Genomic DNA, 26564 nt, shown 5'->3' with positions numbered 1-26564 from the left:
AACCTCTCTTGTCACGAGCCGCCACGGCCCGGCGCGTCACCAGCGGTTCGCCGTCGGCCCGGGTCTGGCTTACAGTGCGCCGGCGGGGAGTGCCCGCCTCGCACGCTTTTTTCTCAACGCCGCGAGACGCGGCAGATTCGGACATTCGCATGATCGATGAAACCTACGCATGGCAATGGTTGCGCGATGCAGCCCGTAGCCACGGGGGCCACTCGGCCGACGCCGGTTCGACACGGCTGACGGTGGATAACGCCGGTCGCTGGCAGACCGAAGAGGCCTTGACCGACGCGGCCCGTGCCATGCTGGACGCGCTCGTGCCGGTCGCCTGTAGCGGGGCGACGTTCGTGATCGGGCAACTGGGACAGAGTCTCGACGGGCGGATCGCTACCGCTTCGGGTCATTCGCATTATGTCACCGGATACGCCAGCCGAGTGCATCTGCACCGGCTGCGTGCCCTGGTCGATGCGGTCGTGGTCGGTGCCGGCACGGTGGCGGCCGACGATCCGCAGTTGACCGTTCGTCATGTCGAAGGAGACAACCCGGTACGGGTCGTGCTCGACCCGCGCGGCCGGTTGGGCGCAGACCGGCGGCTGTTCAGTGATCCGGCCGCGCCGACGCTGCACCTGACCGCAACCGGGCGTGCCCAAGATCGCCATGCCCATGTCCGGCACGTGGCGCTGGCCAGTACGCCCGGCCAGTCGGTGCCGGCGGCCAGCATTGTCGCGCGGCTGGCCGAGCGTGGCCTGCGCCGCGTGCTCGTCGAAGGGGGCGGGGCGACCGTCTCGCGATTCGTAGACGACGGTGTGCTGGATCGTCTGCACGTGGTGGTCGCGCCCATGCTGATCGGCTCGGGTCGGCCGGCGTTGTCGCTGCCCGAGATCGATACCCTGGAGCGGGCGCTGCGTCCTGCGTGTCAAAGCGCGGCCATGGGTGAGGACCGGTTGTTCGACCTGGCGCTGGATCGTGCTCATGCGTCGGGCAATGGCTGAGCGGGCCGGCTGCGACCGCGCGGTCGCCGCGCGGCAAGCACCATTGCACCCGGCAGGCTCGATACCAGAACGATCAGCCCGTAGGCCAGCGAGATGGCCACCCCTTGGCTGGGCGGCAGGCCGGCAAGCATCCAGACCAGCGCGGCAGCCCCCTCGCGCAGACCCCAGCCGGCTACCGACAGCGGCAGTGCCATGGCCAGCAATACCGGCGGCACCAGCACCCACAGCTCAGCGAGCGGCGTGTCGATATCCAGTGCCCGGCCGGCGAGTACGAATACCGCGATATAACTGGCCACCACGAGCAGCGAACTGAACAGCTGGGCCAGACCGATCCGGGTACACAGGAGATTGTCGCGTGCATGGCCGACGAAGCGGCGTAGACGGCTGCCATGCGCTGGCCGGTAATACCAGGCGAGCGTCGCCAACAGCGCCGCGATGACAGCGATCAGCACCCAGGTCAGCTCGGCAAGATCAGGGACACGATCGAACAGGGCGATGCGCAGACCCGGCGCACAGGCCAATGCGATCAACGCTACCAGGGCCAGCGACAACTGGCCGGATACGCGTTCGATGACCACCGCGTGCCAGGCATCGCCGGCCTCGGGCTGGTCGCGGCCATGGCGCCAGGCGCGGGCGGCATCGCCCAGCACACCGCCCGGCAACAGCTGATTGAGGAAGGTCGCCAGATAATATTCGCGTATGGCCTCGGACAGGCGCAGCTCGAGCCCGATCCGGCGAGCGGTCAACCGCCAGCGCCAAGCGGAGATCACGACCTGGGGGACGGTCAGGGCCAGGGCAGCGGCGAGCCAGGCGAATTCGAGGTCGGCGAACTCCGAGCGCACGGCCTGCAGATCCAGCCGCCAGGCGATGAATCCGAGCAATACGACCGTCGCACCCAGGCGCAGCAAACGGGCGCTCATGCCGGCGCGGTCGCGGGGGCAGCGAACAGGTCGCGGTGGCCGACCGTCAGTTGCGTCTGCCCGCGTGCGATCTCGGCGGTGCGTCGGCGGGCCCAGGCGGTCAGGCGACCCGCTTCGTCCGGCGCCTGTTCGATGGCCGCGTCGCGCCAGCCGGCCAGCAGAGCCGCGGCCAGCGGCGCGCCGGCCCGGTCCAGCCGCCAGTCGCCGGGCTCGGCCAGGACCGTATAGCCGGCGGTTTCCAGCGCGTCGATCAGGGCCGCAGGCGCGTCGGGCCCCAGCGCGCCGCCAAAGCCTTTGTCGCGGTGTTGATGGGCCGACAGGAGCTCGAGCACGAATGCATCGTCGGAGTCGTCGACCGGTCGATCTTCGGTCGGTTCGAACATGATGCGCCCGTCCACGCTGGCTGTGAACAGGACCGCGGCGTGGCGCTGCGCGCAGACCTCGACGAGTCGGTCGACCCAGCCGCGATCGACGAGGTCGAACAAGGCGGCCGCGGTCACAAGGCGGGCGTCACCGACCAGCGAATCGCAGTCGCCGCGCAGATCGCGTGCCCGCGGCTCAAGCGCGACGGGCCGACCGTCGGCGTCCCTGAGTTCGCTCGCGCTGGCCAGGGCGCGGGCAAGCAGTCCCGCGTCGTGGTCGACCAGGCGCCAATGCTGGGGACCGGGCAGGCGGGGTGCCAGATACCGCAGGTTCGAGCCGCGCCCGCAGCCCAGATCCACGATATGCCGGGTTCCGCAGGTGTGTGCGGCGAGCCATTGGGCCGCCGCCGCGGTCGGCCCCGCGGCGCGGGCGACGTGGTCGGCAGGTTCGCGCAGGGCCAGCCAGTCGCCGGCAAAACGATCGTGAGCCGGGCTCATGCGTCGACGCCTACCTGTTCGGCCAGGACCGCAGCAAAACCGCGTGCTGCGTCTTCCCAGCGTGGCTGGCTCGCGGCCGCCGCCCGTGACTCGGCTGCACAGGCCGCGCGCTGCCGCGGGTTGTCGAGCAGCTCGGCGAGCGCGTCGGCCAGCGCTACCGCGTCGCCGGGCGGCACGGCAAGGCCACAGCCGTCGGGCAGGGTGAGCGGCAGCGCGCCACCCGTGGTCGTGACCACGGGCAGCCCGTGGGCGATCGCTTCATCGATGACCATGCCGTGGCCTTCATAGTGCGAGGCGAGCACGAACAGATCGCTCTGCTGATAGGCGTATGCGAGATCGTCCGCGGACAGAACGCCGGACAGGGAGATTCGATCGGTGAGTTGGTGGGCCTCGATCTGAGCGATCAACCGTTGTGTGCAGGCCGGCGAGCGGTCAAGCGGGCCGACGAGACGCAGCCTCCAAGATCGATCGGCCGTGCGCGCCAGCGCTTCGACCAGGACGTCGTGACCCTTGCGTTGGGTAATACCGGCCACACAAAGCAAACGCAACGGCCCGGCTCGGCGAGCCGGGGCGGGCTGTGCCGGCTCGACCCCGGGCGCGACCACAGAAAGCGCAGCGCTCGGCATGGCGAGCGCGGTCAAACGCTCGGCGGTGTATTGGCTGGTGACGACCACGTGATCCATCGCTGCGATCGTGCGGCGCTCGCTGGCTTTCAACAGCTCACGGGTCCGCTGGTCAAGCCCGGTCTCGTCGGTCAGCGGATGATGCACGAGGCCGATCAGCCGTAGACGGCCGGCGTGAGGCTCGATGACGTCGGCCAGCCCACCGCCGGCCAGCCCATCGATCACCACGCAGCTGTCGTCGGCCAGCCCGTCCAGGGTATTGGCCAGCGCATGCGTGGCACAGCTGTCGGGCAGCGGGAAACGGCCCGGCAGGCCGTGCACGGTCACCTTGAAGCCGAGCGCACGCAGCCCCTCGACGATACGGGCGTCGTAGACATAGCCACCGGTCGGCTGGCCCGGGTCGCCGGCCACGATGAAATGCACGGGCATTGCCGTCATGTTCAGATCGCGTGTTCGAAGCTGGCCCAGGCGATATGCGACTCGGACAGGGTCACACGCATGGCCGACAGCTCACGGGCGCTCTCGCCCAGCTCGCCGGCCTTGATGGCCGCGCGCATGCGTTCGAACAGCGTCATCGCGAGAAACTCGGTGGTGGTGTTGCGGCCTTCGAATGCGGGTTCGTCGTCGAGATTGCGCATGTTCAGGGCTTCGAGCTGTGTCTTGAGCGCGGCGCTCGCCAGACCGATATCGATCACCAGATCGTCGGCGTCCAGGCTGGCGCGCATGAAGGACACGTCCACGACATAGGTCGCGCCGTGAGTCTGCTGCGCTGGGCCGAAGATCTGGCCCTTGAAGCTGTGGGCGATCATGAAGTGATCGCGTACGGTCAGGCTGAACATGGTTTTCCTCTATGGGGCACGAATCGGACAGCGGGGCTGCGTATCAGGCGTAGCGGATCCGCTGGCACAGGGTACGGTCGGCCGGGTCGACCAGACGCTGCATGACGTCGGGCAGATCCTCGAAATCGGCCTCGGCATCAATGAGTGCATCAAACCGGGCATCGGCCAGCAGGTCGAGTGCCTTGGCCAGCCGGCGGCGATGATCCCAGCGCGGCCGATGGCTGGGCGATAGGGCGCCGACCTGGCTGGAGCGTAACGTCAAGCGCTGGGAATGAAAGGCGCCGCCCAGCTCGACGGCGATCGGACGGCTGCCGTACCAGCTCATTTCAAGCACGGTGGCCTCGAATCCGGCGAGCGACAGCGCGGTATTCAGCCCGGCTGGCGTGGCGCTGGCATGAATGACCAGATCCCGCCCAGGGCTGGCCTGCTCGGGGGTACGAAAGTGCACACCCAGAGCAGGGCCCAGGCAGGCCTTGTGCAGGTCGATGTCGACCAGTTCGACCTGTGCGCCTGGCAGCTGAGCGCACAACCCCGCGATCAGCCCGCCGATGACGCCAGCGCCCACGATAGTGATCGCATCGCCTGGCCCGGCGCACGCATCCCATAGCGCATTGAGCGCGGTTTCCATGTTGGCGGCCAGCACGCCGCGTTCGGGCGGCACCGATTCGGGCAGCGGGATCACCGCCTCGGCGGCCACCCGGTATCGGGTCTGATGGGGATAAAGACAGAACACGGTTCGCCCGAGCAGTGCGTCGGGGCCATGCGTAACGTCGCCGACGTTGGCATACCCGTGCTTGACCTGCCCCGGCAGTTCTCCGGCCTGGAACGGCGCGCGCATGCGTGCGTATTCGCTCTCGGGCACGGCGCCGCTGTAGACCAGCGTTTCGGTGCCACGACTGACCGCGGTGTAGCGCGTCCGGACCTCGACCTCGCCGTCGCCGATCGGGCACAGCGACTCTTCGAGGATCGCACTCTCACCGGGTGGTCGAAGCCAGAAGGCTCGGGCTGTGGTTTGTGACATGCGCGCAGGCTATGGGCGGTGGTCTGGGGCCGTGTGACGGGGCATCGGCAGGGCGGCGCCCGACGTATCGAGTGCACGGTTCGGATAACCGGTAGTCTAACCGGTTCAGCCGGACGATCGGGCCGGTCCCGCGTATTCGCCACCGGCTTCAGGGGAGCGATCATCGAACACCGTAGCGCCAATCACACGAGCCGACGACCGTTCGCACGTGCCAGCGGCGGGCGACGCTACGGATCGCTGGTCGAAATCCTGGCGGGCTTCTTTCTCACGCTGGTTCTGGCCGAACTGGTCCTGGCCCTGTTTGCGGCGCCGGCCTCGCTGCGCGTGGCGACCGGCGGGCTCTATCTGGGGCTCACTGCGGTGCTGATCGGCGCCGGCGAGGCCCTGCCACGCCGCTTTGGCTGGGCTAACCGGATCACCCTGGTACGCGCTGCGCTGATCGTGACGCTGGCCGGACTGGCCGCGTTCCCCGGCTTCATCGCCGGTCGGCCCTATCTGTTCATCGGTCTGGCGTTGACCGCGCTCGCACTCGATGGCGTCGACGGCTGGGTCGCGCGGATCACCGATACGGTCTCGGCCTTCGGCGCACGTTTCGATATGGAGCTGGACGCGTTCTTCATTCTGGTGCTGTGCGGTGTGCTCGTGGCGATCGACAAGACCGGTGTGTTCGTACTCGCTATCGGACTGGCTCGCTACCTGTTCCTGTTCGCTCAGCGTCTGGCGCCCCGGTTGCGTCGCGAATTGCCGGACAGTCGCGCACGCAAGCTGATCTGTGTCTGGCAGGTCGTGACCTTGCTGGTCTGTCTGTTGCCGGCCGTGACCGCCGCCCGGGCCGGAATGCTGGCGGCGCTGTCCCTGGTGTTGCTGGCCATGTCCTTCGCCCGAGATGTCGTCTGGCTCGTGCGTCATCCGACGCGTGATCGGAGCAACTAAGCCCGACTTCGCTTCGCTCGCGCCGGCCGGCCATCTGCAAGCGAGCCGCCATGCCGCCGGCCGGCCTGTGGGGATCGCATTGCTCGAAGAAGGTGCACTGTACATCTAAAAAAGTTTTGTTGTATGGTTGACATCAGACATTTTTCGAGGGAGCCGGGCCGAATCGGCGGTGCCGGCCGAGCGAGGCGACATGAAGATCCGTTTCTTCGATCGACTGATCAGCCAGGGCACCCTGGTCATTCATTATCCCGACGCCAACACCCAGCTGATCGGCAACGGCGAGCCGAAGGCTCATATCCATCTGCGTGAGCGCAAGGTGCTCACGCGTCTGCTGTCGGATCCGGAAATGGCGTTCGGCGAGGCGTACATGGAAGGCGACTGGTGGCCCGGTGAGGGCGGCCTGATGGCGCTGTTCGAACTCTATTTCGCCAATGCGTCCAACTTCGGCTCCAGCCGGATTCTGGATATCGCTCGGCATGCGCTGCGCGGACTGCGCGAGGCCAATACCCGGCTTCGATCGCGTCGCAATGTGCATCATCACTATGATGTCGACCACGATCTGTTCGAACGCTTCCTCGATGAGGACATGCAGTATTCATGCGCCTATTTCGAGACGGCGGACATGTCGCTGGAGGATGCGCAGCAGGCCAAGTGCCGGCATATCGCGGCCAAGCTCTGTCTTCAGCCGGGCGACCGGGTCCTGGATATCGGCAGCGGCTGGGGCGGATTGGCACTGTATCTGGCCCGCCACTACGACGTGGACGTGACCGGGCTGACGCTGTCCGACGATCAGTACGACTATGCCTGCCGGCGGGCCGCCGAGGAAGGCCTTGGCGATCGCGTGCGTTTCGCCCAGCAGGATTATCGCGAGCACCAGGGCGAATACGATGCCATTGTCAGCGTGGGCATGTTCGAACATGTCGGCCGGCCTCAGTTCCAGAAATTCTTCGACCAGGTCGCGCGCCTGCTCAAGGCCGACGGCCGCAGTCTGATCCATACCATTGGTCGCAGCGGGCCGCCGGTCGAGGATACGCACGGCTGGATCGAGAAATACATTTTTCCCGGCGGCTATGTGCCGTCGCTGTCCGAGGTCGCGCCGTGTGTCGAAAACACCGGCATGTCGCTATCGGACCTGGAAGTCTGGCGGCTGCACTACGCGCGCACGCTGGCATGCTGGAATGACCGGTTCCAGCAGCATCGCGACGAGTTCCAGGCGCGTCTGGGCGAGCGTTTCTGCCGGATGTGGGAGTTTTATCTGTTGGGTTGTCAGGCCATCTTCCGCTGGGGCGAACTTGTGGTGTTCCATCTCCAGCTGGCCCAGCGCAACGATGCCGTGCCGATCACCCGCGACTACCTGTATCGCGATACGCCGGACGCGGTGCGCCGCTTCGATCCGGCCGAGTTCGATCAGACTGGTTGAGGTCGTTCAAGCGCAGGCCGGGCCCGTAGCGCCTCGACACAGGCGCCGGCAACGAACAGCGAGCTGCACAGCGCCAGTCCCCAGATGTTGATACCCAGCGTCTGGGCATAGGGGCCGTCCCCCAGCGCGACCCATTGCGGAATGGTGGTCAGCCCGGCGAGCTTCTGTAGCGCCAGCAGCACGCCAATCGCCACGCCCGGCCATAGCGCAAGATGGAACGACAGCGTGCCGGCCGGGCGCAGCCAGCCGAGAAGAAAGATCGGCGCGAGTCCCATGATGGCGGTACCACTGATGGTGGTGGCCGCGATCACGGCCGGACCGACGCCGTCGATATACAGCGACAGCAAGGGCAGGTTGCCGGCCAGGGCGATCCACCACATGGCCCGGCGGCCGGCGCCCTGTTCGTCGAGCGAGGGCGCGCTACGGGCACCGTGCCAGTCACGCGCGGCGAACTTCGCCGACGAGGCCAGTGTCGAGTCAAGCGTCGAGCCGGCGCTGGCCAGCATCACGGCGTTGAACAGAAGCATCATGCCGAGCCCGACTGCCATCGGCACGGCCACCGCCACCGACGGCGAGGCGGCGATATCGTGAACCAGCGCGTACAGTCCGGCCACGGAGAAACCCGCGATCAAGGCGCCGCCGAGAATAGCGGCCAGAATGAAGCTCAGCACCATGCGGCCCGGCGCATTGACGAAGGCGCGATCGGTCATCACCGGGTCATGGAAGCCGTAGGACAGGGTCTGTACCAGCGCCAGAGCCAGAAACGTGAGGCCGCCGGCCGCCATATCCGGCGTCACGCCGTGATTGGCGAGCGTTGGCACCCCGGCCCGCAGCACATCGGGCGCGAGCACCCCGAGGGTGATGACGAGCAGAAATGCTACCAGCAGCATCTGCACCGCGTCGGTGACGATCGATGAGCGCAGCCCGCCCTTGAGGCTGTAATAGAGAGTCAGCCCCGTGAAGGCAAGCGCGGCAGCCCAGTAGCTGGCGCTGCCCTCGGCGCCGAAATAAAGCGCGGCCACCTTGGTATTGGACCAGACCTCGTTGAACAGGCGAATCGCGATGACGATCAGAAACACGCGAGCGGCCCGAGCGCCGTACTTGGCGGTGAGAAAGGCAGCCAGCGAACCGTGCCCGCCCCGCGTGCGCATGAAGTAGACCGCGATCGCGACCACCACGAACGCCAGCCAGTAGGCGGCATAACCGATCCCGCCCAGCCAGCCGAACGCCACGGTGAGGTTCATGGCGTTGTCGATACTCTTGGCCATGACCCAGGAAATGGCGGCCGATGCCCCGAGCAGCCACACGCCGGGCATGCGGCCCTTGAGCGAACTGCCGCCAAAAAAGGCGGTGGGTCCAGAGCGGGGCGGCGTGATTTTCAGCACCAGTACCGCGTACAGCGCGAAAACGGCCCAGGCCGCGATCGCGAGCACGAGACCGTGAGACATTACAGGCGCCCCTGCTCGCGTACTCGGTGCCAGCCCTGGGCATCGGCCTTGCCGAGCTGATCGAGCATCTGCTCGAGCCGCTGGTCGGCACCGGCGCGTGCACGCAGTCGGACATCGAGCACGTAGCGGCGTTGGCTGTCGATCCGTACCTGCCCCTCGATAGCCAGCGGCCCGTCACTGTCGACGATCGCCAGCCGTATGCCGTCGTCACCGCGATCGAGCGCGGTCGTAAACTGGCCGAGATCGACCGGCGGGTTGAACAACTCCCAACGCGTATTGGCCATGCCGATCCGACCGGCGAGCGCGCTGAAATCGAGCCGGTCGTCGAAACTCGCCTGATCGATATCGACCGCGATGTCGCCGGCGATCGGCAGGAAGGTATAGCCGCCGAGTCGTGCGAGCCAGCCGGCCGAGGCGCGCCCGGTGATATCGCTGAGCTGCGTCGTACCGAACAGCGAACGCGATGCGCGCCCGGAAAAGCCGCCCAGATCGGAATCGACGCTGATATCGGCGCTGAGTCTTCCGAGCAGCAGACGGGTAGGGCGCAGCGTCCATTCCAGCCCTTCAACCGCGCCGCCCGGCCCGGATGCGTAGGCAGCCCGACCATCGAACACGGTGCCGGTGACACCGCCCAGCTTCACCGGGACCATGCGCTCGGCCCAGCCGGCCGCCACGCGGGCGGGCAGGAAAATCACCAGGCCGATCGCGAACACGACCAGCCCGATCACGCCGTAGCGGATGACCCGACGGTTCATGCCCCGCCCCGGGTCAGCGTCAACCGGGCCTGAACGGTCCCGTTCTCGTCGTCGCGCGTGACCGTCATCTGGCTGGCAGAAACGCCGTAATCGCTCTGTAGGCTGCGCAACCAGAAAAGCATCTGATTGAAATTCGCTTTCTCCAGGGTGACCGTGGCCTGATCGTTGTTATCCGGCTGGATCCGGCGTACCGCCGGGCCGAGCCCGTTCTCGCGGCTGGTGCTGTCCACGATCGACAGCAACGATTCGTTGCGGCCCTGGACCGAGCGCTGGCTGCCGCTCGACTGCAGCAGGCGCGCTTCGTCGCGCACGCCGAGCATCCATCGGGTCTGCTCGGCTTCGGCGGTCACACGAACACGTCCGTCCTCGACGCTGACGTTCAGCGGTCGCCAGAGCGCGTAGTAGAACAGGGCGAATGCGACCGCGATCGCGCCGGCGATGACTGCAACGCGCTCCCGCGGGGCAAGGCCCTCATACCATTGCCGTAGCTGGTTCATGCGCCGGCTCCATGGGTTACGCTGGCACGTATCTGTACGCCGTCGGCCGCCGCATCCGCGCTCTCAACGGTCAGCGCGGCACCCGGCTGGCGCGCAAACCCGGCGCGCAATGCCTCCAGTGACTGGACATTGTCGCCGCGCAGACTCAGGTACAGCGCGCCGTCGCGATACTGCATGGACTGAACGCTGACGTCGCCGGCCTGGCCGGTGACTTCGGCGGTGGCCTGCAGCAGCGAAAACAGGCCACCGCCTGCGCCGCTCGTACCGCGCAGCGAGCGGATGTTCTGTTCGGCCTGAACCCGCAGATCGTTGATCGTCTGCACGTTGGGGAAGGCATCGCGGAAGGCGGCCACGCTTTGTGCCTCCAGCGCGTCGATACGTTGATGAAGCTGCCAGGATTCCACCGCGCGGGCGCCGATCGCAAGCACCAGCCAGGCCGCGGCCAGGCCGGCGGTCAGCTTGAACGGGTGCCACCAGGTCTGCATGCCCGACGCACGAGCGAATTCGCCCTGACGAAGATTGATTGCCTGGCCGGTGTCGATGTTGGCGAGCAGGGCGGTGAGCAGCGCGTCGTCGTCCGAGCGCTCGATCCGCTCGATGGCCGGACGTGGATCGAAGCCCGCGTCGTCGATCAGCTGTTCGACCCGCGCCGGTTCGGCGCCGGTCTGCACGACGATGCGTGCCGGCGGTTCGGCGGCGCCGGCCATGACCGGCCACAGGTCCCGCTCGGCGGCGAAGCCGGCACGGGCGCCTGTGCGGGTGATCACGCGCCCGGACTCGAGCAGTACCTGCCACGCGTCGGCCGCGGGTACCGGCAAGGCCAGGATATCGGGAATGAGCTGGACGACGTCCAGCCCGGCATCGCGACAATCGGCCAGCAGTTCGGCCAGGCGGAGCCGGTCGATGACCACGGCGGCGGTGTCGCCGTTGGCCTCTGGTCGGGCAGCGAGCGCGAAATGAAGACTGTCGACGCGCGCGGCGAGCTGGTCTTCCAGGGCAAAACCGGCCGCCTGCAGCCGCCTGCGCGCCTGTCGGATCGGCGGAAGATGGACCTGGGTGAGCAACAGCTGCTCGCCCGGAATGACCACCATGGCCTCCCGCTCGCCGGCGGCGTCGGCTGACTCGGCAAGCGTGGCTCGCACGAGCGTGCCGTCGCCGTCCAGCCAGGCGGCCTGCTCACCGTCCCAGTGCACTACCAAGCGTTCCGCCACTCAATAAACCCCTGATCCAAAAGCGCGACGCGGCCCGCCCGGCCAGAGCCATGCACTGTGCGTGTGCCGGCATCCGGCGCGGCAGGGTGCACTGTCCGTGCCGGCCCGCCGGGCCCAGGCACGCCGCGGTGTCGGCGCCCAGTCTACCGTAAGCTCAGTCGACATTGGTGCTGTGCTGAATGACATGGACTGCGCCGTTGTCGGCACGTTCCATCAGCGAATAGAACTGCACCTGGGCACGGTCGACGGTGATCTGTCCCACCGCCTGAAAATAACGGGTGGTCACCGACAGATTGTTCGCATCGATCTGTCGACCGGCCAGCGCCGGATCCTGCAGGAAGGCGTCGACCGATTTCCAGGGCTCGTCGCTGCGCGATTCGACCAGCGATTCGCCGGTCGTCGGCGGCAGGTCCGGTGCAATGGTCGCCAGTATCGGTGCAGATGCCGTGTTGACGTTGATCGGCGTGGTCTGTGGCAGGGCGGTGATATAGGGCTGGAGCGCGGCGAAGATCTCGGGGGTCACGCCCTTGACCAGTCTCAGCTCGCTTGGACTGGCCATGAGCGCGTTGCCGGCTCGGTAGGCTGGCGTCAGGCCGAGATAGTAGTCGTCTTCGGCGCCGTCGGGCAGCGTCGGGTTGATATCGGAATCGATCCAGTCGCGGGTGGAGGCGGCAATGGTGCGCGCGGTGACCGGATCGGTATCGGCGACCCGCTCGATCAGACGGGTGAACTGGGCCAGCACCGGATCCTGCTCGGCCGGGTTGGCGCTTACCGGGGCGTTGGTGCTGGCTGCTCCGGCGCCGCTGGTCGCCAGATTGTTGAGATTGAACCGCCCCTGGAGATCGATGACCTGGCCCTTGAGGGCACCGCCTTCCAACGGGAGATAGTCGACCGGTTCGGCCCAGGGTTCGTCGAGGCTGTCTATATCGGTGAACTGTGCATCCTGGCGCAGCAGCTTGCCCAGCCAGTTCTCGATGCCGACGGCATACCACCAGGCCTGTTCGGACTGCCAGATATTGCCACTGCGATGCAGCGCGAGATTCATCTGCGAAAGCATCCCGGTGCCGATGATCGCCACCAGAGCAATGATCAACAGTGCGGTGAGCAGCGCCACGCCGGATTGGCCGCGCGGCGTCATTTTTCGGCTCCGGCGATCGCGAACAGCAGCCGGATGTCGCCCCAGGCCGGCGCGGTGAAGCGCAACTCAATGGCCAGCGGCGGCTGATACTGCGCGCTGGCGACATCGCTGGGCAGCGCTTCGGCCGCCAGGCCGGCTGCGCCCGGCGCGTTGTCTGGCGGCCAGCGGTCCTGCCACTGACGGTTGTTGTCCAGAAAACGCCATTCAACGTTCGAGACATCCTCGACGAGCGTGGATTCCACCGGCGCACTGTCCTGCGCCTGGTCGAGCACGCGCCAGTAGGCACGTACCAGGTTGTCATTCTCGTCGACCCGGTAGGCGACCCGTTGGAGATTGCTGCGAATCTCGCCCAACGGGTTGCGCCAGCCGCTGCGCGTGAACAGCAGCCCCACATCCGGGCTGCCGGCGATGGCCGGTTGGCGATCGCCGAAGCTGTCGCGGATCGGGCGGTTGACGATCTGCTCGATGTCGCGGCTGATACGCCACACCGCCATCTGCATGGTCTTGCTGCGATCCAGCGCTGCGGTGACTGTTTCCCGGCTGCTGATCACCGCCGACAGCCCACCGTAGGCCATGGCGGCCATGACTACGAAGATCGCGATCGCGATCAGCAGCTCGATCAGGGTGAAACCGCGCTGGCGGACAGGGCTCATCACGAGCTGCTGTCCGTGCGATTGTCGCCGTCGCCCGTGGCGTTTCCGCCGGCCGGCGCGTTCACGGCCTGCACGTGCTGGGTCACGAACCCGGTGAGCAGCGTGGTGGAGTCGGTTTCCGGCCGATCGCTGTTGTCGTCGATACGATAGACCCGCAGATCGATACGACGCACGTCGGGGTCGGGCGACTCCTGAATGTCGGCGACCCAGTGCCAGCGCGTGTCGGCCATGTCGACATCGCCGTCCTGGTTGCCGGTGTCCGGCCACTGCGGCGCGATCTGAAACTCGACGAGTTGGTTGCGGGCAACCCATTGGGCGATGCTGCGATCGTGAATATAGCGCGCATAGTCCGCGTAGTGGGCACTGGTGGTGATGAACGCACCGAGCGCCAGCGCCAGGATCGCGGTGGCGATGAGGACTTCGATCAGGGTGAACCCGCGCTCGGTCCTCACCGCTCGGCCTCGATGCGTTCCAGCGTGAGCTTGCCGTTGGCCTGACCGGTCAGGTGATAGAGATGGTCGACGCCGCGCGCATAGAGTTCCAGCGAGAAGGGCACGATTTCGCCGCTGGACAGGAAGAAGGTCTCGGGGCGGATCGCATCGTCGTCATCCGTTTCGCCGCTGGCCAGCCGCGGCGTGTCTTCATCGCGCTCGATCAGCGCCAGCACGAGGCCCTCGCCGAGTTCGCGTGCACGCAGCGGCGAGTCAGGAACATTGATGGGCTGCCAGCCGTCGTCGCCCAGACGCAGGAACCGGTAGCCGTTGCGTGTGATGTCCAGACCGATCTCGCGCCCGTAGAGCACGGCATCGTCGGCGGCGGCCTGGGTCAGGGCCTGTAGGCGACGGGCTTCGGTATCGAGCCGGTCGGCGGGGCCGGTCGGGTTGAGCGACAGCGACACGAACGACATCACCACGCCGATGATCAGCACCACCACCAGCATTTCGATCAGGGTGAAACCGTCGCTGTGTCGGCGCTCGATGGCCGTTGCCGTCATGCACGCTCCCGGCGGTACGCCGTGTCAGCCCTGGTCGAGGGTCCAGTTGCCGATATCGGCGTCGCTTTCCTCGCCGCCCGGACGCCCATCGCGGCCCAGCGTGTAGATATCGATCTCGCCGTGTTCGCCCGGGTTGCGATAATGGTAGACATCGCCCCAGGGATCGGTGGGCAGCCGATCGAGATAGCCGCCGGACTTCCAGTTGCGCGGCTCGGGCTGGGTGGTGGGCTTGTTGACCAGTGCGGCCAGGCCCTGTTCGGTGGTGGGATAGCGGAAGTTGTCCAGACGATACAGCTTGAGCGCGCTTTCCACGGCACGGATATCCTGGCGGGCCTTGGCCACGCGGGCGGCGTCCGGCCGGTCGATGATGTTCGGCACCACGATCGCAGCAAGGATGCCGAGAATCACCACGACCACCATGATCTCGATCAGGGTGAAGCCGCGCTGGGCGCTTCGGTGCATGCTCGAAAGCCCGTTGAATTTCATTGTCCTGTCTCCTGGCACGAGGATTGAATCGGTATCGGTCCGACGACTGGGCGCGGATGCGCCCCGCATCATTTCACAAGCTGGTTGAGGTTGAACACCGGCAGCAGGATGGCCAGTACGATCACCAGTACGAGACCGCCCATGATCAGGATCACCATGGGTCCCAGAATGCCCATCACGCCCTGGCGCAGGGTCTCGACCTCGCGCTCCTGATGTTCGGCCGCGCGCCCGAGCATCATGTCGAGTTCGCCGGATACCTCGCCGTTGGCGATCATATGCAACGTGATCGGCGGGAACAGCCGTTCGCGGCCCAGCGCACGATGGATCGCGTCACCTTCGCGCACCCGCGTGGCCGCCCGCTGGATGGCATCGCGCATCGGCAGATTCGTCACCACATCGGCACCGATGGTCATGGCGTCGAGCGCCGGCACGCCGCTGCGCGTGAGAATCGACAGGGTGCGGGTAAAGCGGGCGGTGTTCACCCCGCGTACGAACCGCCCGATCAGCGGGGTCGCCAGAATGCGTGATTGAACGGCGCGCTTGAATCCCGGTCGGCGCATGCCATACACGAAGCCCGCCACCAGGCCGGCGATCACGAGCGCCAGCAGCCAGCCCCAGGCGCGCAGGAAGTCGCTCACCGCAATCAGGCCGGTGGTGAGCGCCGGCAGGTCGGCGTCGACGCTGTTGAACACCTGCACCAGGTTCGGCACCACCGTGGCCAGCAGGGCAATGACGATGCCGATCGCCACGACCGAAAGAAAGGCCGGGTAGATCATCGCGGCGAGGACTTTCTGGCGCATGGACTGCTGGTCCTCGACGTAGTCGGCCAGGCCGTTGAGCACTTCATCGATACGGCCAGACTGCTCGCCCGCGGCCGTGGTCGCCCGGTAGAGCTCATCGAAGCTGTTGGGAAAGCTGCCCAGCGCATCGGCCAGGGTATGGCCTTCGACGACCTGCGAACGTACGCCGACGATGATCTTCTGGACCCGTTCGTTGTCGGTCTGCTCGGCAACCGCCTTGAGGGCCTCTTCCATGGGCAGGCCGGCATGGCAGAGCGTGGCGAGCTGGCGGGTGAACAACGCCAGTTCGGTGACGCTGATGCCGCGGGAGAACGAAAAGCCGCGTCGGCCGCCTCGCCGTCGGTCGGCGACTTCGTTGACCTCGATCGGGGTGAGGCCCTGCTCGCGCAGCTGGGCACGGATAGCGCGCGGCGCATCGCCCTCCATGACGCCTTTCTTCTCACGGCCGCGTCCGTCGAGCGCGACATATTCGAAGGCCGCCATCAGCGAGCTCCCCGGCGCTTACGGCCGCGTCCGCAGTCGGGTGCGCGCGCAGCGGTCGGTTGTCGTTCATCGGCAGTGAACACAGAGGGCTCCTGATCAGTGTCTGCGCCGCACGAGCCTGTCTGTGCGGCGTCGTGCCTCGGTTCCGCCGGTAGTCTAACCCTCGCGGGTTACACGCAGGACTTCCTCGAGCGTGGTGTTGCCCGCCAGGACGTTGGCACGACCATCGGCGCGAATACTCGGCGTGGCCTTGCGCGCATGGCGTTCCAGCGCCTGTTCGGAAGCCTGCTCGTGGATGAGATTACGCATCTCGTCGTCGACCACGACCAGCTCGTAGACGCCTGTACGGCCCCTGAAGCCGGAATGGTTGCAGGCTTCGCATCCGGCGGGCTTGTGCAGTGTCGGCGGATTCTCCGGATCGGCGTTGAGCAGCTCGCATTCGCGCCGGTCGGCGGTGTAGGGGGAGCGACAGGTCTTGCACAGGGTGCGCACCAGCCGCTGAGCCATGATGCCGATCAGGCTCGACGACAGCAGGAACGGCTCGACGCCCATGTCGCGCAGACGCGCGATCGCGCCGACCGCCGTATTGGTATGCAGCGTGGAGAGCACCAGATGGCCGGTCAGCGACGCCTGTACGGCGATTTCGGCAGTCTCGAGGTCGCGAATCTCGCCGATCATCACCACGTCCGGATCCTGGCGCAGAATTGCGCGCAGGCCCCGAGCGAAGCTCATGTCCACCTTGGAATTGACCTGCGTCTGACCGATGCCGTCCAGGTAGTACTCGATCGGATCCTCGACGGTCATGATGTTGCGGGTACGGTCGTTGATCCGGGTCAGGCCCGCATACAGCGTCGTGGTCTTGCCCGAGCCGGTCGGGCCGGTGACCAGCAGGATGCCGTGCGGCTTGTGGATCAGCTCGTCGATACCGGCCAGCGTGTCCTTGGGCATGCCCAGCTGCGGCAGATCGAGCCGGCCGGCCTGCTTGTCGAGCAAACGCAGCACGACACGTTCGCCATTGCCCGATGGAATGGTCGATACGCGCACGTCCACCGGGCGGCCGGCCACGCGTACCGAGATACGCCCGTCCTGGGGAATACGCTTTTCAGCGATATCGAGCTTGGCCATGACCTTCACCCGGGAAATCAGGCGCGAGGCCAGCTGGCGCGGCGGATTGAGCACCTCGCGCAGTACCCCGTCGACACGGAAGCGTACGGTCAGACGCGATTCGAACGGCTCGATATGAATATCCGACGCGTTTTCCTTGATCGCTTCGGTGAGCAGGGCGTTGATCAGACGGATGATCGGCGCATCATCGGCCGACTCGAGCAGGTCGGCCGGTTCGGAAAGCGCACGTGCGGCATCCGAAAGATCCAGTTCGTCGTCCATGCCCTCGACGATCTGCATGGATTCGGCCGCCTTGCCCTCGTAATCGTTCTGGAGCAGGGCATCGAAGGCCTGTGCTTCGACCCGCTGTACTCGCAGCGGCCGACCACAGTGGCGGCGAACCTCGGCGAGGGCGGTCGGGCTGATCGGCCGGCGACAGGTGACCTCGATGACCCCGTCGCGCTCACCGCCGAGCATGATCCCGTGGCGTTTGGCGAACGCGAAGGGCAGGCGCTCGACGCCGCCAGCGTTGACCGAACCGGCCGGCGCCGGCTCGACCGGATCCGCGGAAATCGGCTCCAGGCTCAGTTCGTTGGCTGTTTCGCTCATACGCGGATCCTCGGCTCGGCGGTCGGCGGGCTAGTACTGATCGCCCCGCCGTTTGCCGCTGGCATTCCGACCCTCGCGGATGTCGGTGCTGTCCGGCAGGCTGGCCCCGCCCACGCCCGAATCCTCGGAGAACGAGTCGCGATCGTTGTATTCCTCGATCGGCGGCAGCTGTGGCCGCTGTTCTTCGCCCATCAGCGGAATGCTGCTTTCGGACTGGCGCTCCTGCAACGAGCGGATGTAGTTGTATTTCTTGCGGGTGTAGTAATCGGCTTCGCCGCCGCCGCGCAGAATGGTCGGCCGGATGAAGTTGAGCAGGTTGCGCTTGTTCTTCTGCACCGAGCGATTGGTGAACAGTGCGCCAAGAATGGGTATATCGCCCAGCAGCGGTACCTTGGACTGACTCTCGGTGACCTGATCGTCGATCAGGCCGCCCAGCACCAGGATCTGGCCGTTCTCCACCTCGACGGAGGTGGTCAGCGTACGGTTGTTGGTGATCAGGTCCACCGCGCCGGTCTGGCTGGAGTTCTGCGCGATGCTGGAGATCTCCTGATCGATGGTCAGCTGGATGGTATCGCCGGCACTGATCTGCGGGGTGAAACCCAGGGTCAGGCCGACGTCCTTGCGCTCGACCGTATTGAACGGGTTGACCACGCCGTTGACGCCGCCGCCCGCGTTGTTGTTCGTATAGCTGCCGGTGACGAAGGGCACTTCCTGGCCCACCTTGATCTCGGCCTCCTCGTTGTCACGCGTGATCAGTGACGGAGTCGACAGCACATTGGTATTGGTGTTGCTGGACAGCGCGTTGACCAGCACGGCAAAGCTGGTGCCGCCGTCGTTGATCTGGCCGAGCGCGACGTTCAGCCCGTTCTGGATCAGGCTGAGCGGGGTGCCGTCGAGCGCGAGCGACGGCACGACGTTGAGCGTGTTCTGGTCGAGAATGCTGGCCGCGGCCGGCCCGTTATCGTTGAAGGCGGCCACGTTCACACCCAGCGCGCGCGAGCGAGTGAGGCTGATCTCGGCGATGATCGCCTCGACCAGCACCTGCCCACGGCGGATGTCGAGCTGGTCGATCACCCGCAGGATCTGACGCATGGTGTCGGCCGGTGCGGTGACCACGAGCGCATTGGACGCCGGCTCGGCAATCACGCTCACGCCATCGGCACGGCCGCCCGCCGAGCGGACGGCAGCCGCTGCACCGGCAGCATTGCCGCCGGCCGATGTGGTGCCGCCGCCGGTTGCGCCCTGGCCGTCGGCATAGTTCTGCAGCACCGGCGCCAGCGTTTCGGCGTCGGCATAGTCGAGATAGACGACCTGAGTGCCGCCGGTCTGCTCGGTTTCGGTATCCAGGTCGGCAATGATGGCCCGTAGCCGCAGCCGCTCCTGTTTACCACCGTTGATGATCACGCTGTTGGTACGGGTATCGGGGATCACGCTGAAGTTGCCGGCGGCCGCGTTCCCGTTCGCGCCGGCCTTGAGCTGTTCGATGACCCGTGCGACCTCGGCGGCGCTGGCGTACTGCAGGCGAATGGTTTCGGTGTTCTGTACGCCATTGCGGTCGATCTTGGCCACGATCTCGGCGATACGCTGGGCGTTGGCTTCACGGTCGGAAACGATCAACGTGTTCGAGGCGGAATAGGCCGCCAGATGTCCGTATTGCGGCACCAGGGGCCGCAGGATCGGCACCAGTTGATCGGCCGGGACGTTGTTCACGCTGATCACCCGCGTGACGATGTCTTCCCGGGTACTGCTGGCCCGGCCGAACCCGCCGTCCTGCTTGGCATTGATCTGAGGGATGATCTTGGTGACTTCGCCAGAGGGGACCGCGGCAAAACCGTGCACTTCCAGTACGGACAGAAACGTCTCGTACAGCTGGCCGGGGGTCATCGGCTCGTTGGACAATACGGTGACATCGCCCTTGACCCGTGGGTCGACCACGAAGTTGCGCCCGGTCACCTCGCTGACGGTCGCGATCAGCGTGGTGATGTCGGCATCCTTGAGGTTGAGCGTGAACGCATCGCCCTCATCGGCGGCCGGCGACTGTGCGAATACCGCGGTGGTGGCCACCAGCATCAGGATCGAGAAGCACAGGCGGCGCAGGGCGAAAGCTGTCATTAAAAGTTCACGGTTACGGTGCGTTGCTGACCGTCGCGTTCCAGCGTCACAGAGGCACTACTGGCCTGTGCCAGATTGCCCAGCAGCTTGAGCGACGCAGCCGGATTGTCGAGCGACTGGCCATTCACGGCGGTCACGAGCTCCCCCGGTTTGAGGCCGGCCTTCTCGAATAGCCCCCGGTCGGCCCCCGGATAGATTCGGTAGCCGACGAGGTTGCCGTTTTGTCGTTCCGGCTGCAAGCGGATATAGCGTTGTGCCGTCGCAGGGTTGGCCAGAATCTTGCGGCGTACGTCGCCCAGATCCCCGGCCAGTTCGCTGGAGACCGTCTGATTGCCACGTGGCGTACGGGTCACGCCGGTGAGCGTCTTGGCCTGCTTGACACTTTCCAGCGTCAGGGTTTCGAAGCGCCCGCTCCGGTCGAGAATGACCCGGTCGGCATAGATGGCGTGCAGTTTGACGCCGTCGGAGATCTCGCCGCCAACGCCGAAGTTGTCCTGTTTGTTGCGGCCGGTCTTGATTAGGGCTCTCGAGCGCCGGCCCCCGGTCTCGGACACGATGCCCGTAAGGGTGAGATCCAGACGGGTTTCGGGTGCATTGAGTATCTCGCGCTGTTCGGCGGCCACGTCGGTGACGGTCTGTTCGCCGAACAGATGTGCACTGGCGATGGTATCGACATCGACGCTCTGGTCGGTGGACTGGCTGTCGGCGCCGGTTACCGCCGGAACGAGCGTCGGCGCCTCGGCCGGCCAGACGAGCCAGAACAGCCGCGCCGCCGAGAGCGCGATCAGCACCACGAGAACGATGTTGGCGATTTCCGGCAGCCGGGCGAGCCAGCGCTGCGCGTCGCGAGACAGTTGTGCAGCCATGGCGCGAAGTCTAACCCAGGGAATGCCGGTTGCGGGCAAACCGTCGACCCCGCGTCGGACGCTGGTTTGCCGCGTGCTGGGCGCGGGTTAGACTTGGCCGGTTACTGCCCGTCGCGACACTTGATGTATCTGCGCTATTACGGTTTCAACGATTACCCGTTTTCGGTCACCCCCGATCCGGCATTCCTGTATCTGAGCGCCAGCCATCGCGAGGCACTCGGGCACCTGCTCTATGGGACCGGCGAGCATGGCGGCTTCGTCGCGTTGACCGGGGAAGTGGGCACCGGCAAGACCACACTCATCCGGGCCCTGGTCGATAACGAAACGCCGGAGTTGGATATTGCGCTGTGCTGGAATCCGCATCTGGGCGTTGAAGAGTTCGTGGCCACCATCTGTGACGAACTGGGTGCGCCGTACGACCGCGCCGCGGACACTTCGCTCAAGCAGCTGGTGGACCGGCTCAACCGGCATCTTCTGGCCACGCACGCAGACAATCGTCGTACCGTGCTGATCATCGACGAGGCACAGAATCTCAGTGGCGGGGTGCTCGAAGAGCTCCGCCTGCTGACCAATCTGGAGACCCACAAGCACAAGCTGTTGCGCATCATTCTCGTCGGTCAGCCTGAACTCGACGATCTGCTGGCGCGTCACGATCTGCGCCAGCTCGCCCAGCGCATCACCGCGCGTTTCTGGCTCAAGCCGCTGGATTATGTCGAGACGCGTGCCTACGTTCAGCACCGGCTCAAGCTTGCCGGCGGGTCGCAGCACCTGTTCACGCCGTTGGCACTGAATTATCTGCGATGGGTGACCGGCGGCGTGCCTCGGCTGATCAATATGGTCTGCGAGCGCGCTCTGATGGGAGGTTATGCCCACGGCCGTTCCCGCCTGGGTCTGGCGATGATCCGACGTGCAGCGGCAGAAACGCTGCCGCGCAAACGCCGGCCGGGTGGATGGTTGCGGGTCGGGCTGCCGGCGACCGCACTCGCGGCGGTGGCCGCGGCCGGACTTCTGGCGTGGTACCCGGGTATCGAGCTCGGTCGTGCCGCGGAATGGTTCCACGTCGGCTCGCGTTCTGCGGTCCAGTCGGTGTCAGCCGGGGCCGATGGCCCCGAGCGAGCCGCCGAGCCGGTCGAGCCCGACCCCGGCGCGCAGCCGGACGGCGGGCCTGACGATGAGCGCGTTGCCGCGGCGGGTTCGGCCTCGACCGGGGCCGGCGCAGATACCGCGGTCGTCAGCGACGGCGCCGGCGCGGCGCCGGCCGCCTCGACCGATGCGGCCACGGGTATTCCCGAAGGCGATGCCGACATCAACCAGTTGCTGCGGCTGTGGGGGGTGTTCGGTTCGCAGGTGAGCAGCAGCTGTGCGGCCCTGCGTGTCGGAGATCTGCGTTGTCTGGCCGATCGCGGCAGTTTTGCCATGGTCGAACGCTACAACCGCCCGGCGTTGTTGACCGTTCAGCGGGAGGGCCGTCGCCAGAAGGTGCTGTTGAGCGCGCTCGACGGCGACGATGCGACGCTGGTGGGATCCAACGGCACCCGGCGGATTTCGCGCAGCGATCTGGCACGGGTCTGGACGGGTCAGTTCGAGGTGATCTGGCGCTCGGATTCCGGTGTCAGCCTGATTCAACCGGGCGCGGTGGGGGACGCCGTGGTCTGGCTGCGCCGGCGCTTGGCACGCGCGGCCGGGCAGAATCTGGACACGCAGCTCGGCCCGCCGTCACCGATCTATGACGATGCACTGGCGGCTCGCCTGAAGGCATTCCAGCTCAAGCGGGGCCTCGAACCCGACGGCATGGCGGGGCCGCGGACACAGATGATGCTCAACGGTGCGGTGCCTTCGCCCGGCTCGCCCGCGCTCAAGCCGGTGGAGGAGTAAGTGTCGTATCTCGTCGATGCCTTGAAGAAAGCCGAGCGTGAGCGTCATGAACAGCGGGGCGCGGACCTGCGCTCGATCTCGGCGTCCGATACGCCCTATGGCAGTGGTTCGTCGCAGGCCCTTCGCTGGTTCGTGATCGTGCTGGCCGTGTGTAATATCGGTCTGCTTGTCTATCTGTTCTGGCCGGGGCGTACCGTTGTCGACACGGCCCCCCAAATAGCCGAGACACCGGCATCGACCGATGCGACTGCGCCAGCGAACGCACCCGCGAGTGCGATCGAGCCGGCCGCCCGCCGGGCGACCGACGCGCGGGCACAGCCGCCCCAGCGCCAGTTGACCGCCGCCCAGGCGCCGCGTACGCAGCCGCCGCCCGACCGTGCAGAGACCGTAGAGGGGCTCAGGCTGTCATCGAATCTGCCGAACGAGCGGGGCCGTGTGACGTTCTCCCGTACCCCGCTGGACAGCAGCGCCACGGTGCCGTCGTCGCTGGCGATGGAGGATGCACCCTCGGCGGAGTCGCTGGCCGGGCGCGTGCCGGATGTCGCCATCAATGGACACCTGTACAGCAGCGTGCCCGGGCGGAGCTTCATCCTGGTCGACGGGCGCCGGTATCACGAAGGCGAGCGGCTGGCTGCCGGGCCGGCGGTCGAGAGCATCGATGCCACCGGCGCGACCCTGAACTATCAGGGCCAGCGCTATCACGTGAACGGTCCGGGCTGATGACGCGCTCCGGGCAGACGGTGCTGGCCGGTTTGCTGCTTGTGATTGGCGTTCTCGTTCTTTCGTCGGCGCCGGCCCATGCCGACAGCCTGCGCTGCGGCGGTAGTTTGATCCAGACAGGCGACCCGGCGGTGGTGGTGCGCAATGCCTGCGGTGCGCCCGATTTCGTCGATCCGTGGATCGGCGGGGCGGGGGTCGGCTACGGGGGGGGACTGTCCATGGAAGAATGGACCTACAACCGCGGTCCGTCTCGCCTGTTGCAGATACTCGTGTTCCGCAACGGAGATCTCTACCGGATCCGGGACGGCGGCTACGGGTTCAACGCGAATGCCGCCTCGGGGCGCTGCCGCCCGGCCGATATCAGCCGCGGAATCAGCAAGTATCGTTTGTTGGCGATGTGCGGTGAGCCCGCCCAGCGCAACGTGATCGGCTATATCTACAGTTCGCGCGGTCGGACCGCGCAGGGCGACTATTACCTGCGCCGCGGCGTGATACCCGTCTATCGCGAACAATGGATCTACAACTTCGGCGGCAACCGCCTGTTGCGAGAAATCACACTGGAGAATGCCACGGTCGTGGAAACGGATACGCTGCAGCGCGGGTTCGACTAGCCTGCCGGGACCGCGATGCGTGTCAGCGCCATAACTGATGGGCAAGGACGATGGAGAGGATCAAACGCTCGGTTTGATGGCTCCCCGGGACGGGCTCGAACCGCCGACCTAGTGATTAACAGTCACCCGCTCTACCAACTGAGCTACCGGGGAACAGTCACTTGCCTTTCATTCGCCGCCGAGCAGCGAAGGCCGCGTATGCTATTGGATGCGTCCGGCATTGGCAAGCCATAGCGTCTGTTTTTTTGCCACGAATCGGTCAGCGCCTGCCGCGGCGGGGTTATGTCGCCCCGACGCGCCGCGTCCGTCGGGGGACCGCCAGCGTAGACTCGTGGACTTGTAAACCCGTTCAAAAGGCCAATCGTCGTCCCATGCGAGAGAATTTCGAACTCAAGGCCGATTGGGAACCTGCCGGCGATCAGCCGGCCGCTATCGAGGGGCTGGTGGAAGGGCTGGAAGACGGCCTGGCACACCAGGTGCTTCTGGGTGTGACCGGTTCCGGCAAGACGTTCACGATGGCGAATGTCGCCATGCGTTCGGGCCGGCCCATGCTGATCATGGCGCCCAACAAGACGCTGGCTGCACAGCTCTACGGCGAGATGAAGGAATTCTTTCCGAACAACGCCGTCGAATATTTCGTGTCGTACTACGACTACTATCAGCCCGAAGCGTACGTGCCGTCGTCGGACACCTTCATCGAGAAGGACTCGTCCATGAACGAGCATATCGAGCAGATGCGTCTGTCGGCGACCAAGGCGCTGATCGAACGCCGCGATACGATCGTGGTGGCGTCGGTGTCGGCAATCTACGGTTTGGGCGACCCGCAGGCCTACTTCGCCATGGTGCTGCATCTGGACGAAGGCGAGCAGATCGGTCAGCGAGATCTGGTCAAGCGTCTTACGGAGTTGCAGTACAAGCGCAACGACATGTCGCTGGAGCGCGGGACGTACCGCGTGCGCGGCGAGATCATCGATGTGTTTCCGGCCGAAGAAGACGAAGAGGCCGTTCGGATCGAACTGTTCGACGACGAGATCGAGCGGTTGTCGTTTTTCGACCCGCTGACCGGCACCGTCAATCGCAAGGTTCCACGTCTGACGATCTACCCGAAGACGCACTATGTCACGCCGCGCGAGCGCATCGTTGGCGCCATGGATGCGATCAAGGCCGAGATGAAGGAGCGGGTGGCCTACTTCGAGTCGGTGGGCAAGCTGCTCGAGGCCCAACGCATCGAGCAGCGCACCCTGTTCGACCTGGAGATGATCAACGAGATCGGGTTCTGTTCGGGCATCGAGAATTATTCGCGCTATCTGTCCGGCCGGGCGCCGGGCGAGCCGCCGCCGTGTCTGCTCGACTACCTGCCGGATGACGCGATCATGGTGCTGGACGAATCGCACGTGACCGTCCCGCAGATCGGCGGAATGTACAAGGGCGACCGGGCGCGCAAGGAAACACTGGTGGAATACGGTTTCCGGTTGCCGTCGGCGCTGGACAACCGCCCGCTCAAGTTCGAGGAATTCGAGCGCGTGGCACCGCAGATGATCTATGTGTCGGCCACGCCGGGCCCTTACGAGATCAAGCACGCCGACAATACGGTCGAGCAGGTGGTGCGTCCCACCGGGCTGGTGGATCCGGCAATCGAAATCCGGCCGGCCGATACCCAGGTGGACGATCTGCTGTCCGAGATCAAGGAAGTCACGGCCAAGAAGCAGCGCGTGTTGGTGACGACCCTCACCAAGCGCATGGCCGAGGATCTGACCGAATATCTGCACGAGGCCGGGGTGTCGGTGCGCTATCTGCACTCGGATATCGACACCGTGGAGCGCAGCGAGATCATCCGCGACCTGCGGCTGGGCGAATTCGACGTGCTGGTGGGCATCAATCTATTGCGCGAGGGCCTCGATATTCCCGAGGTCACGCTGGTCGGCATTCTCGATGCGGACAAGGAGGGCTTTCTGCGCGCGGAGCGTTCGCTCATCCAGACGGTCGGGCGTGCGGCGCGTAACGTCGAGGGACGCGCCATTCTGTATGCCGATCAGATGACCGGCTCCATGCAGCGAGCGATCGACGAGACCGAGCGTCGACGAGCCAAACAGATCGCGTTCAACGAAGAGCATGGCATTACGCCGAAGACGATCGAGAAAAAGGTCGCCGACGTCATGCGCCACGGCTATGAGGACTATAGCGAGGCCAAGGACAAGAAGAAGGTGGCCGAAGTCGGGGTCGATTATGCGCGAATGTCGGCCGCCCAGCTGGCCAAGGAAATCGACCGGCTCGAAAAGCGGATGTTCAAGCATGCCGAGAACCTCGAGTTCGAGGAAGCCGGCAAGATTCGGGACCAGATCGGCAAGATCCGCGAGTACGCGTTGGAATTGCCGGCCAAGGCCGGGTAAGCGGACGCAGTGGTCGACGGCCCGGTATTGTCTTGAGCCCGCGTCGGGAACCTTTGGGCTGGTTGCCTCCAGCGCGCGGCCGCCGGTTGCACCTGTGTGATGACAGCGATCGCGCGGGTGTTTATCGAGCGGGTGTCGCCGATCTGCCGTGAGCACAGCGTGACGTTCGCCGGGTTGCCGCTGCCGACGCGTACCCGGTCCACCCGT

At 66.0% G+C, this 26564-nt stretch carries 25 protein-coding genes and 1 tRNA gene; 7 read left to right on the top strand and 19 right to left on the bottom strand.

Annotation, left to right across the window (positions count from 1 at the left end; translation table 11 throughout):
• Positions 1 to 149 precede the first annotated feature (149 nt).
• Complete coding sequence (locus T31B1_RS09385) at positions 150 to 989, top strand: RibD family protein (protein WP_353249220.1); 840 nt, start codon at positions 150 to 152, stop codon at positions 987 to 989.
• On the opposite strand, the gene T31B1_RS09380 is transcribed toward T31B1_RS09385, so the two are convergent.
• The 5 genes from T31B1_RS09380 to T31B1_RS09360 are packed head-to-tail and all read right to left on the bottom strand — an operon-like array spanning position 968 to position 5252.
• Positions 968 to 1909 (bottom strand): lysylphosphatidylglycerol synthase transmembrane domain-containing protein, encoded by a 942-nt coding sequence (locus tag T31B1_RS09380; protein ID WP_353249219.1) that lies wholly within the window; start codon positions 1907 to 1909, stop codon positions 968 to 970. The two genes, T31B1_RS09385 and T31B1_RS09380, sit on opposite strands and share 22 nt — an antisense overlap.
• Positions 1906 to 2769 carry a class I SAM-dependent methyltransferase gene (locus T31B1_RS09375; protein WP_353249218.1) on the bottom strand — a complete coding sequence of 288 codons (864 nt, stop codon included), beginning with the start codon at positions 2767 to 2769 and terminating at the stop codon, positions 1906 to 1908. Before T31B1_RS09375 ends, T31B1_RS09380 begins: the two co-directional genes overlap by 4 nt.
• Positions 2766 to 3830, bottom strand: coding sequence for a glycosyltransferase family 4 protein (locus tag T31B1_RS09370; protein ID WP_353249217.1), 1065 nt, complete (start codon positions 3828 to 3830; stop codon positions 2766 to 2768). The genes T31B1_RS09375 and T31B1_RS09370 overlap by 4 nt, the downstream gene beginning before the upstream one ends.
• Positions 3831 to 3832: 2 nt before the next feature.
• Positions 3833 to 4231 (bottom strand): 6-pyruvoyl trahydropterin synthase family protein, encoded by a 399-nt coding sequence (locus T31B1_RS09365; RefSeq protein ID WP_353249216.1) that lies wholly within the window; start codon positions 4229 to 4231, stop codon positions 3833 to 3835.
• A 43-nt stretch (positions 4232 to 4274) separates the two neighbouring features.
• Positions 4275 to 5252, bottom strand: coding sequence for a zinc-dependent alcohol dehydrogenase (locus tag T31B1_RS09360; RefSeq protein WP_353249215.1), 978 nt, complete (start codon positions 5250 to 5252; stop codon positions 4275 to 4277).
• A gap of 18 nt (positions 5253 to 5270) precedes the next feature.
• On the opposite strand from T31B1_RS09360, the gene T31B1_RS09355 reads away from it, so the two are divergent.
• Positions 5271 to 6185, top strand: a complete 915-nt coding sequence (locus T31B1_RS09355) for a CDP-alcohol phosphatidyltransferase family protein (protein ID WP_353249214.1) — start codon at positions 5271 to 5273, stop codon at positions 6183 to 6185.
• A gap of 190 nt (positions 6186 to 6375) precedes the next feature.
• Positions 6376 to 7605 (top strand): class I SAM-dependent methyltransferase, encoded by a 1230-nt coding sequence (locus tag T31B1_RS09350; protein WP_353249213.1) that lies wholly within the window; start codon positions 6376 to 6378, stop codon positions 7603 to 7605.
• Here the strand turns inward: T31B1_RS09350 and T31B1_RS09345 are convergent.
• The 13 genes from T31B1_RS09345 to gspC all read right to left on the bottom strand — a co-directional run bounded on the left by T31B1_RS09345 (position 7593) and on the right by gspC (position 20761).
• Positions 7593 to 9053 carry a Na+/proline symporter gene (locus T31B1_RS09345; RefSeq protein ID WP_353249212.1) on the bottom strand — a complete coding sequence of 487 codons (1461 nt, stop codon included), beginning with the start codon at positions 9051 to 9053 and terminating at the stop codon, positions 7593 to 7595. The two genes, T31B1_RS09350 and T31B1_RS09345, sit on opposite strands and share 13 nt — an antisense overlap.
• Positions 9053 to 9808, bottom strand: coding sequence for a type II secretion system protein N (locus T31B1_RS09340; RefSeq protein WP_353249211.1), 756 nt, complete (start codon positions 9806 to 9808; stop codon positions 9053 to 9055). The genes T31B1_RS09345 and T31B1_RS09340 overlap by 1 nt, the downstream gene beginning before the upstream one ends.
• Entirely contained in the window at positions 9805 to 10305 is a 501-nt protein-coding gene (locus T31B1_RS09335) for a type II secretion system protein M (RefSeq protein WP_353249210.1), read from the bottom strand. Before T31B1_RS09335 ends, T31B1_RS09340 begins: the two co-directional genes overlap by 4 nt.
• Positions 10302 to 11516 carry a type II secretion system protein GspL gene (gene gspL, locus T31B1_RS09330; protein WP_353249209.1) on the bottom strand — a complete coding sequence of 405 codons (1215 nt, stop codon included), beginning with the start codon at positions 11514 to 11516 and terminating at the stop codon, positions 10302 to 10304. The genes T31B1_RS09335 and gspL overlap by 4 nt, the downstream gene beginning before the upstream one ends.
• 154 nt (positions 11517 to 11670) lie before the next feature.
• Positions 11671 to 12654 (bottom strand): type II secretion system minor pseudopilin GspK, encoded by a 984-nt coding sequence (gene gspK, locus T31B1_RS09325; RefSeq protein ID WP_353249208.1) that lies wholly within the window; start codon positions 12652 to 12654, stop codon positions 11671 to 11673.
• The gene (gspJ, locus tag T31B1_RS09320; protein WP_353249207.1) at positions 12651 to 13307 is read right to left on the bottom strand and encodes a type II secretion system minor pseudopilin GspJ; all 657 of its coding nucleotides are present in this window, start codon (positions 13305 to 13307) and stop codon (positions 12651 to 12653) included. The genes gspK and gspJ overlap by 4 nt, the downstream gene beginning before the upstream one ends.
• Positions 13307 to 13759 carry a type II secretion system minor pseudopilin GspI gene (gene gspI, locus T31B1_RS09315; RefSeq protein ID WP_353249206.1) on the bottom strand — a complete coding sequence of 151 codons (453 nt, stop codon included), beginning with the start codon at positions 13757 to 13759 and terminating at the stop codon, positions 13307 to 13309. Before gspI ends, gspJ begins: the two co-directional genes overlap by 1 nt.
• Complete coding sequence (gene gspH, locus T31B1_RS09310; protein WP_353249205.1) at positions 13756 to 14301, bottom strand: type II secretion system minor pseudopilin GspH; 546 nt, start codon at positions 14299 to 14301, stop codon at positions 13756 to 13758. The genes gspI and gspH overlap by 4 nt, the downstream gene beginning before the upstream one ends.
• Before the next feature lie 24 nt (positions 14302 to 14325).
• Complete coding sequence (gspG, locus tag T31B1_RS09305; protein ID WP_353249204.1) at positions 14326 to 14787, bottom strand: type II secretion system major pseudopilin GspG; 462 nt, start codon at positions 14785 to 14787, stop codon at positions 14326 to 14328.
• 68 nt (positions 14788 to 14855) lie between these two features.
• Entirely contained in the window at positions 14856 to 16070 is a 1215-nt protein-coding gene (gene gspF, locus T31B1_RS09300) for a type II secretion system inner membrane protein GspF (protein WP_353249203.1), read from the bottom strand.
• A 156-nt stretch (positions 16071 to 16226) separates the two neighbouring features.
• The gene (gene gspE / locus T31B1_RS09295) at positions 16227 to 17783 is read right to left on the bottom strand and encodes a type II secretion system ATPase GspE (protein WP_353249202.1); all 1557 of its coding nucleotides are present in this window, start codon (positions 17781 to 17783) and stop codon (positions 16227 to 16229) included.
• Positions 17784 to 17813: 30 nt separating this feature from the next.
• Positions 17814 to 19895, bottom strand: coding sequence for a type II secretion system secretin GspD (gene gspD, locus T31B1_RS09290; RefSeq protein ID WP_353249201.1), 2082 nt, complete (start codon positions 19893 to 19895; stop codon positions 17814 to 17816).
• Complete coding sequence (gspC, locus tag T31B1_RS09285; protein WP_353249200.1) at positions 19895 to 20761, bottom strand: type II secretion system protein GspC; 867 nt, start codon at positions 20759 to 20761, stop codon at positions 19895 to 19897. Before gspC ends, gspD begins: the two co-directional genes overlap by 1 nt.
• 123 nt (positions 20762 to 20884) lie before the next feature.
• On the opposite strand from gspC, the gene T31B1_RS09280 reads away from it, so the two are divergent.
• The 3 genes from T31B1_RS09280 to T31B1_RS09270 are packed head-to-tail and all read left to right on the top strand — an operon-like array spanning position 20885 to position 23967.
• Positions 20885 to 22636 (top strand): ExeA family protein, encoded by a 1752-nt coding sequence (locus T31B1_RS09280; RefSeq protein WP_353249199.1) that lies wholly within the window; start codon positions 20885 to 20887, stop codon positions 22634 to 22636.
• Complete coding sequence (locus T31B1_RS09275; RefSeq protein ID WP_353249198.1) at positions 22637 to 23356, top strand: general secretion pathway protein GspB; 720 nt, start codon at positions 22637 to 22639, stop codon at positions 23354 to 23356.
• Positions 23356 to 23967, top strand: a complete 612-nt coding sequence (locus T31B1_RS09270; protein ID WP_353249197.1) for a DUF2845 domain-containing protein — start codon at positions 23356 to 23358, stop codon at positions 23965 to 23967. Before T31B1_RS09275 ends, T31B1_RS09270 begins: the two co-directional genes overlap by 1 nt.
• Positions 23968 to 24044: 77 nt before the next feature.
• Here the strand turns inward: T31B1_RS09270 and T31B1_RS09265 are convergent.
• A tRNA-Asn gene (locus T31B1_RS09265) sits at positions 24045 to 24120 on the bottom strand.
• 218 nt (positions 24121 to 24338) lie between these two features.
• On the opposite strand from T31B1_RS09265, the gene uvrB reads away from it, so the two are divergent.
• On the top strand, positions 24339 to 26357 hold the full coding sequence (gene uvrB / locus T31B1_RS09260; RefSeq protein ID WP_353249196.1) for an excinuclease ABC subunit UvrB: 2019 nt from the start codon (positions 24339 to 24341) through the stop codon (positions 26355 to 26357).
• Positions 26358 to 26564 lie beyond the last annotated feature (207 nt).

The organism is Salinisphaera sp. T31B1 (assembly GCF_040361275.1).
Classification (GTDB): Bacteria; Pseudomonadota; Gammaproteobacteria; order Nevskiales; family Salinisphaeraceae; genus Salinisphaera.
The sequence above is the reverse complement of the archived record's forward strand: the minus strand, read 5'-3'. Positions and strand labels throughout refer to the sequence as shown.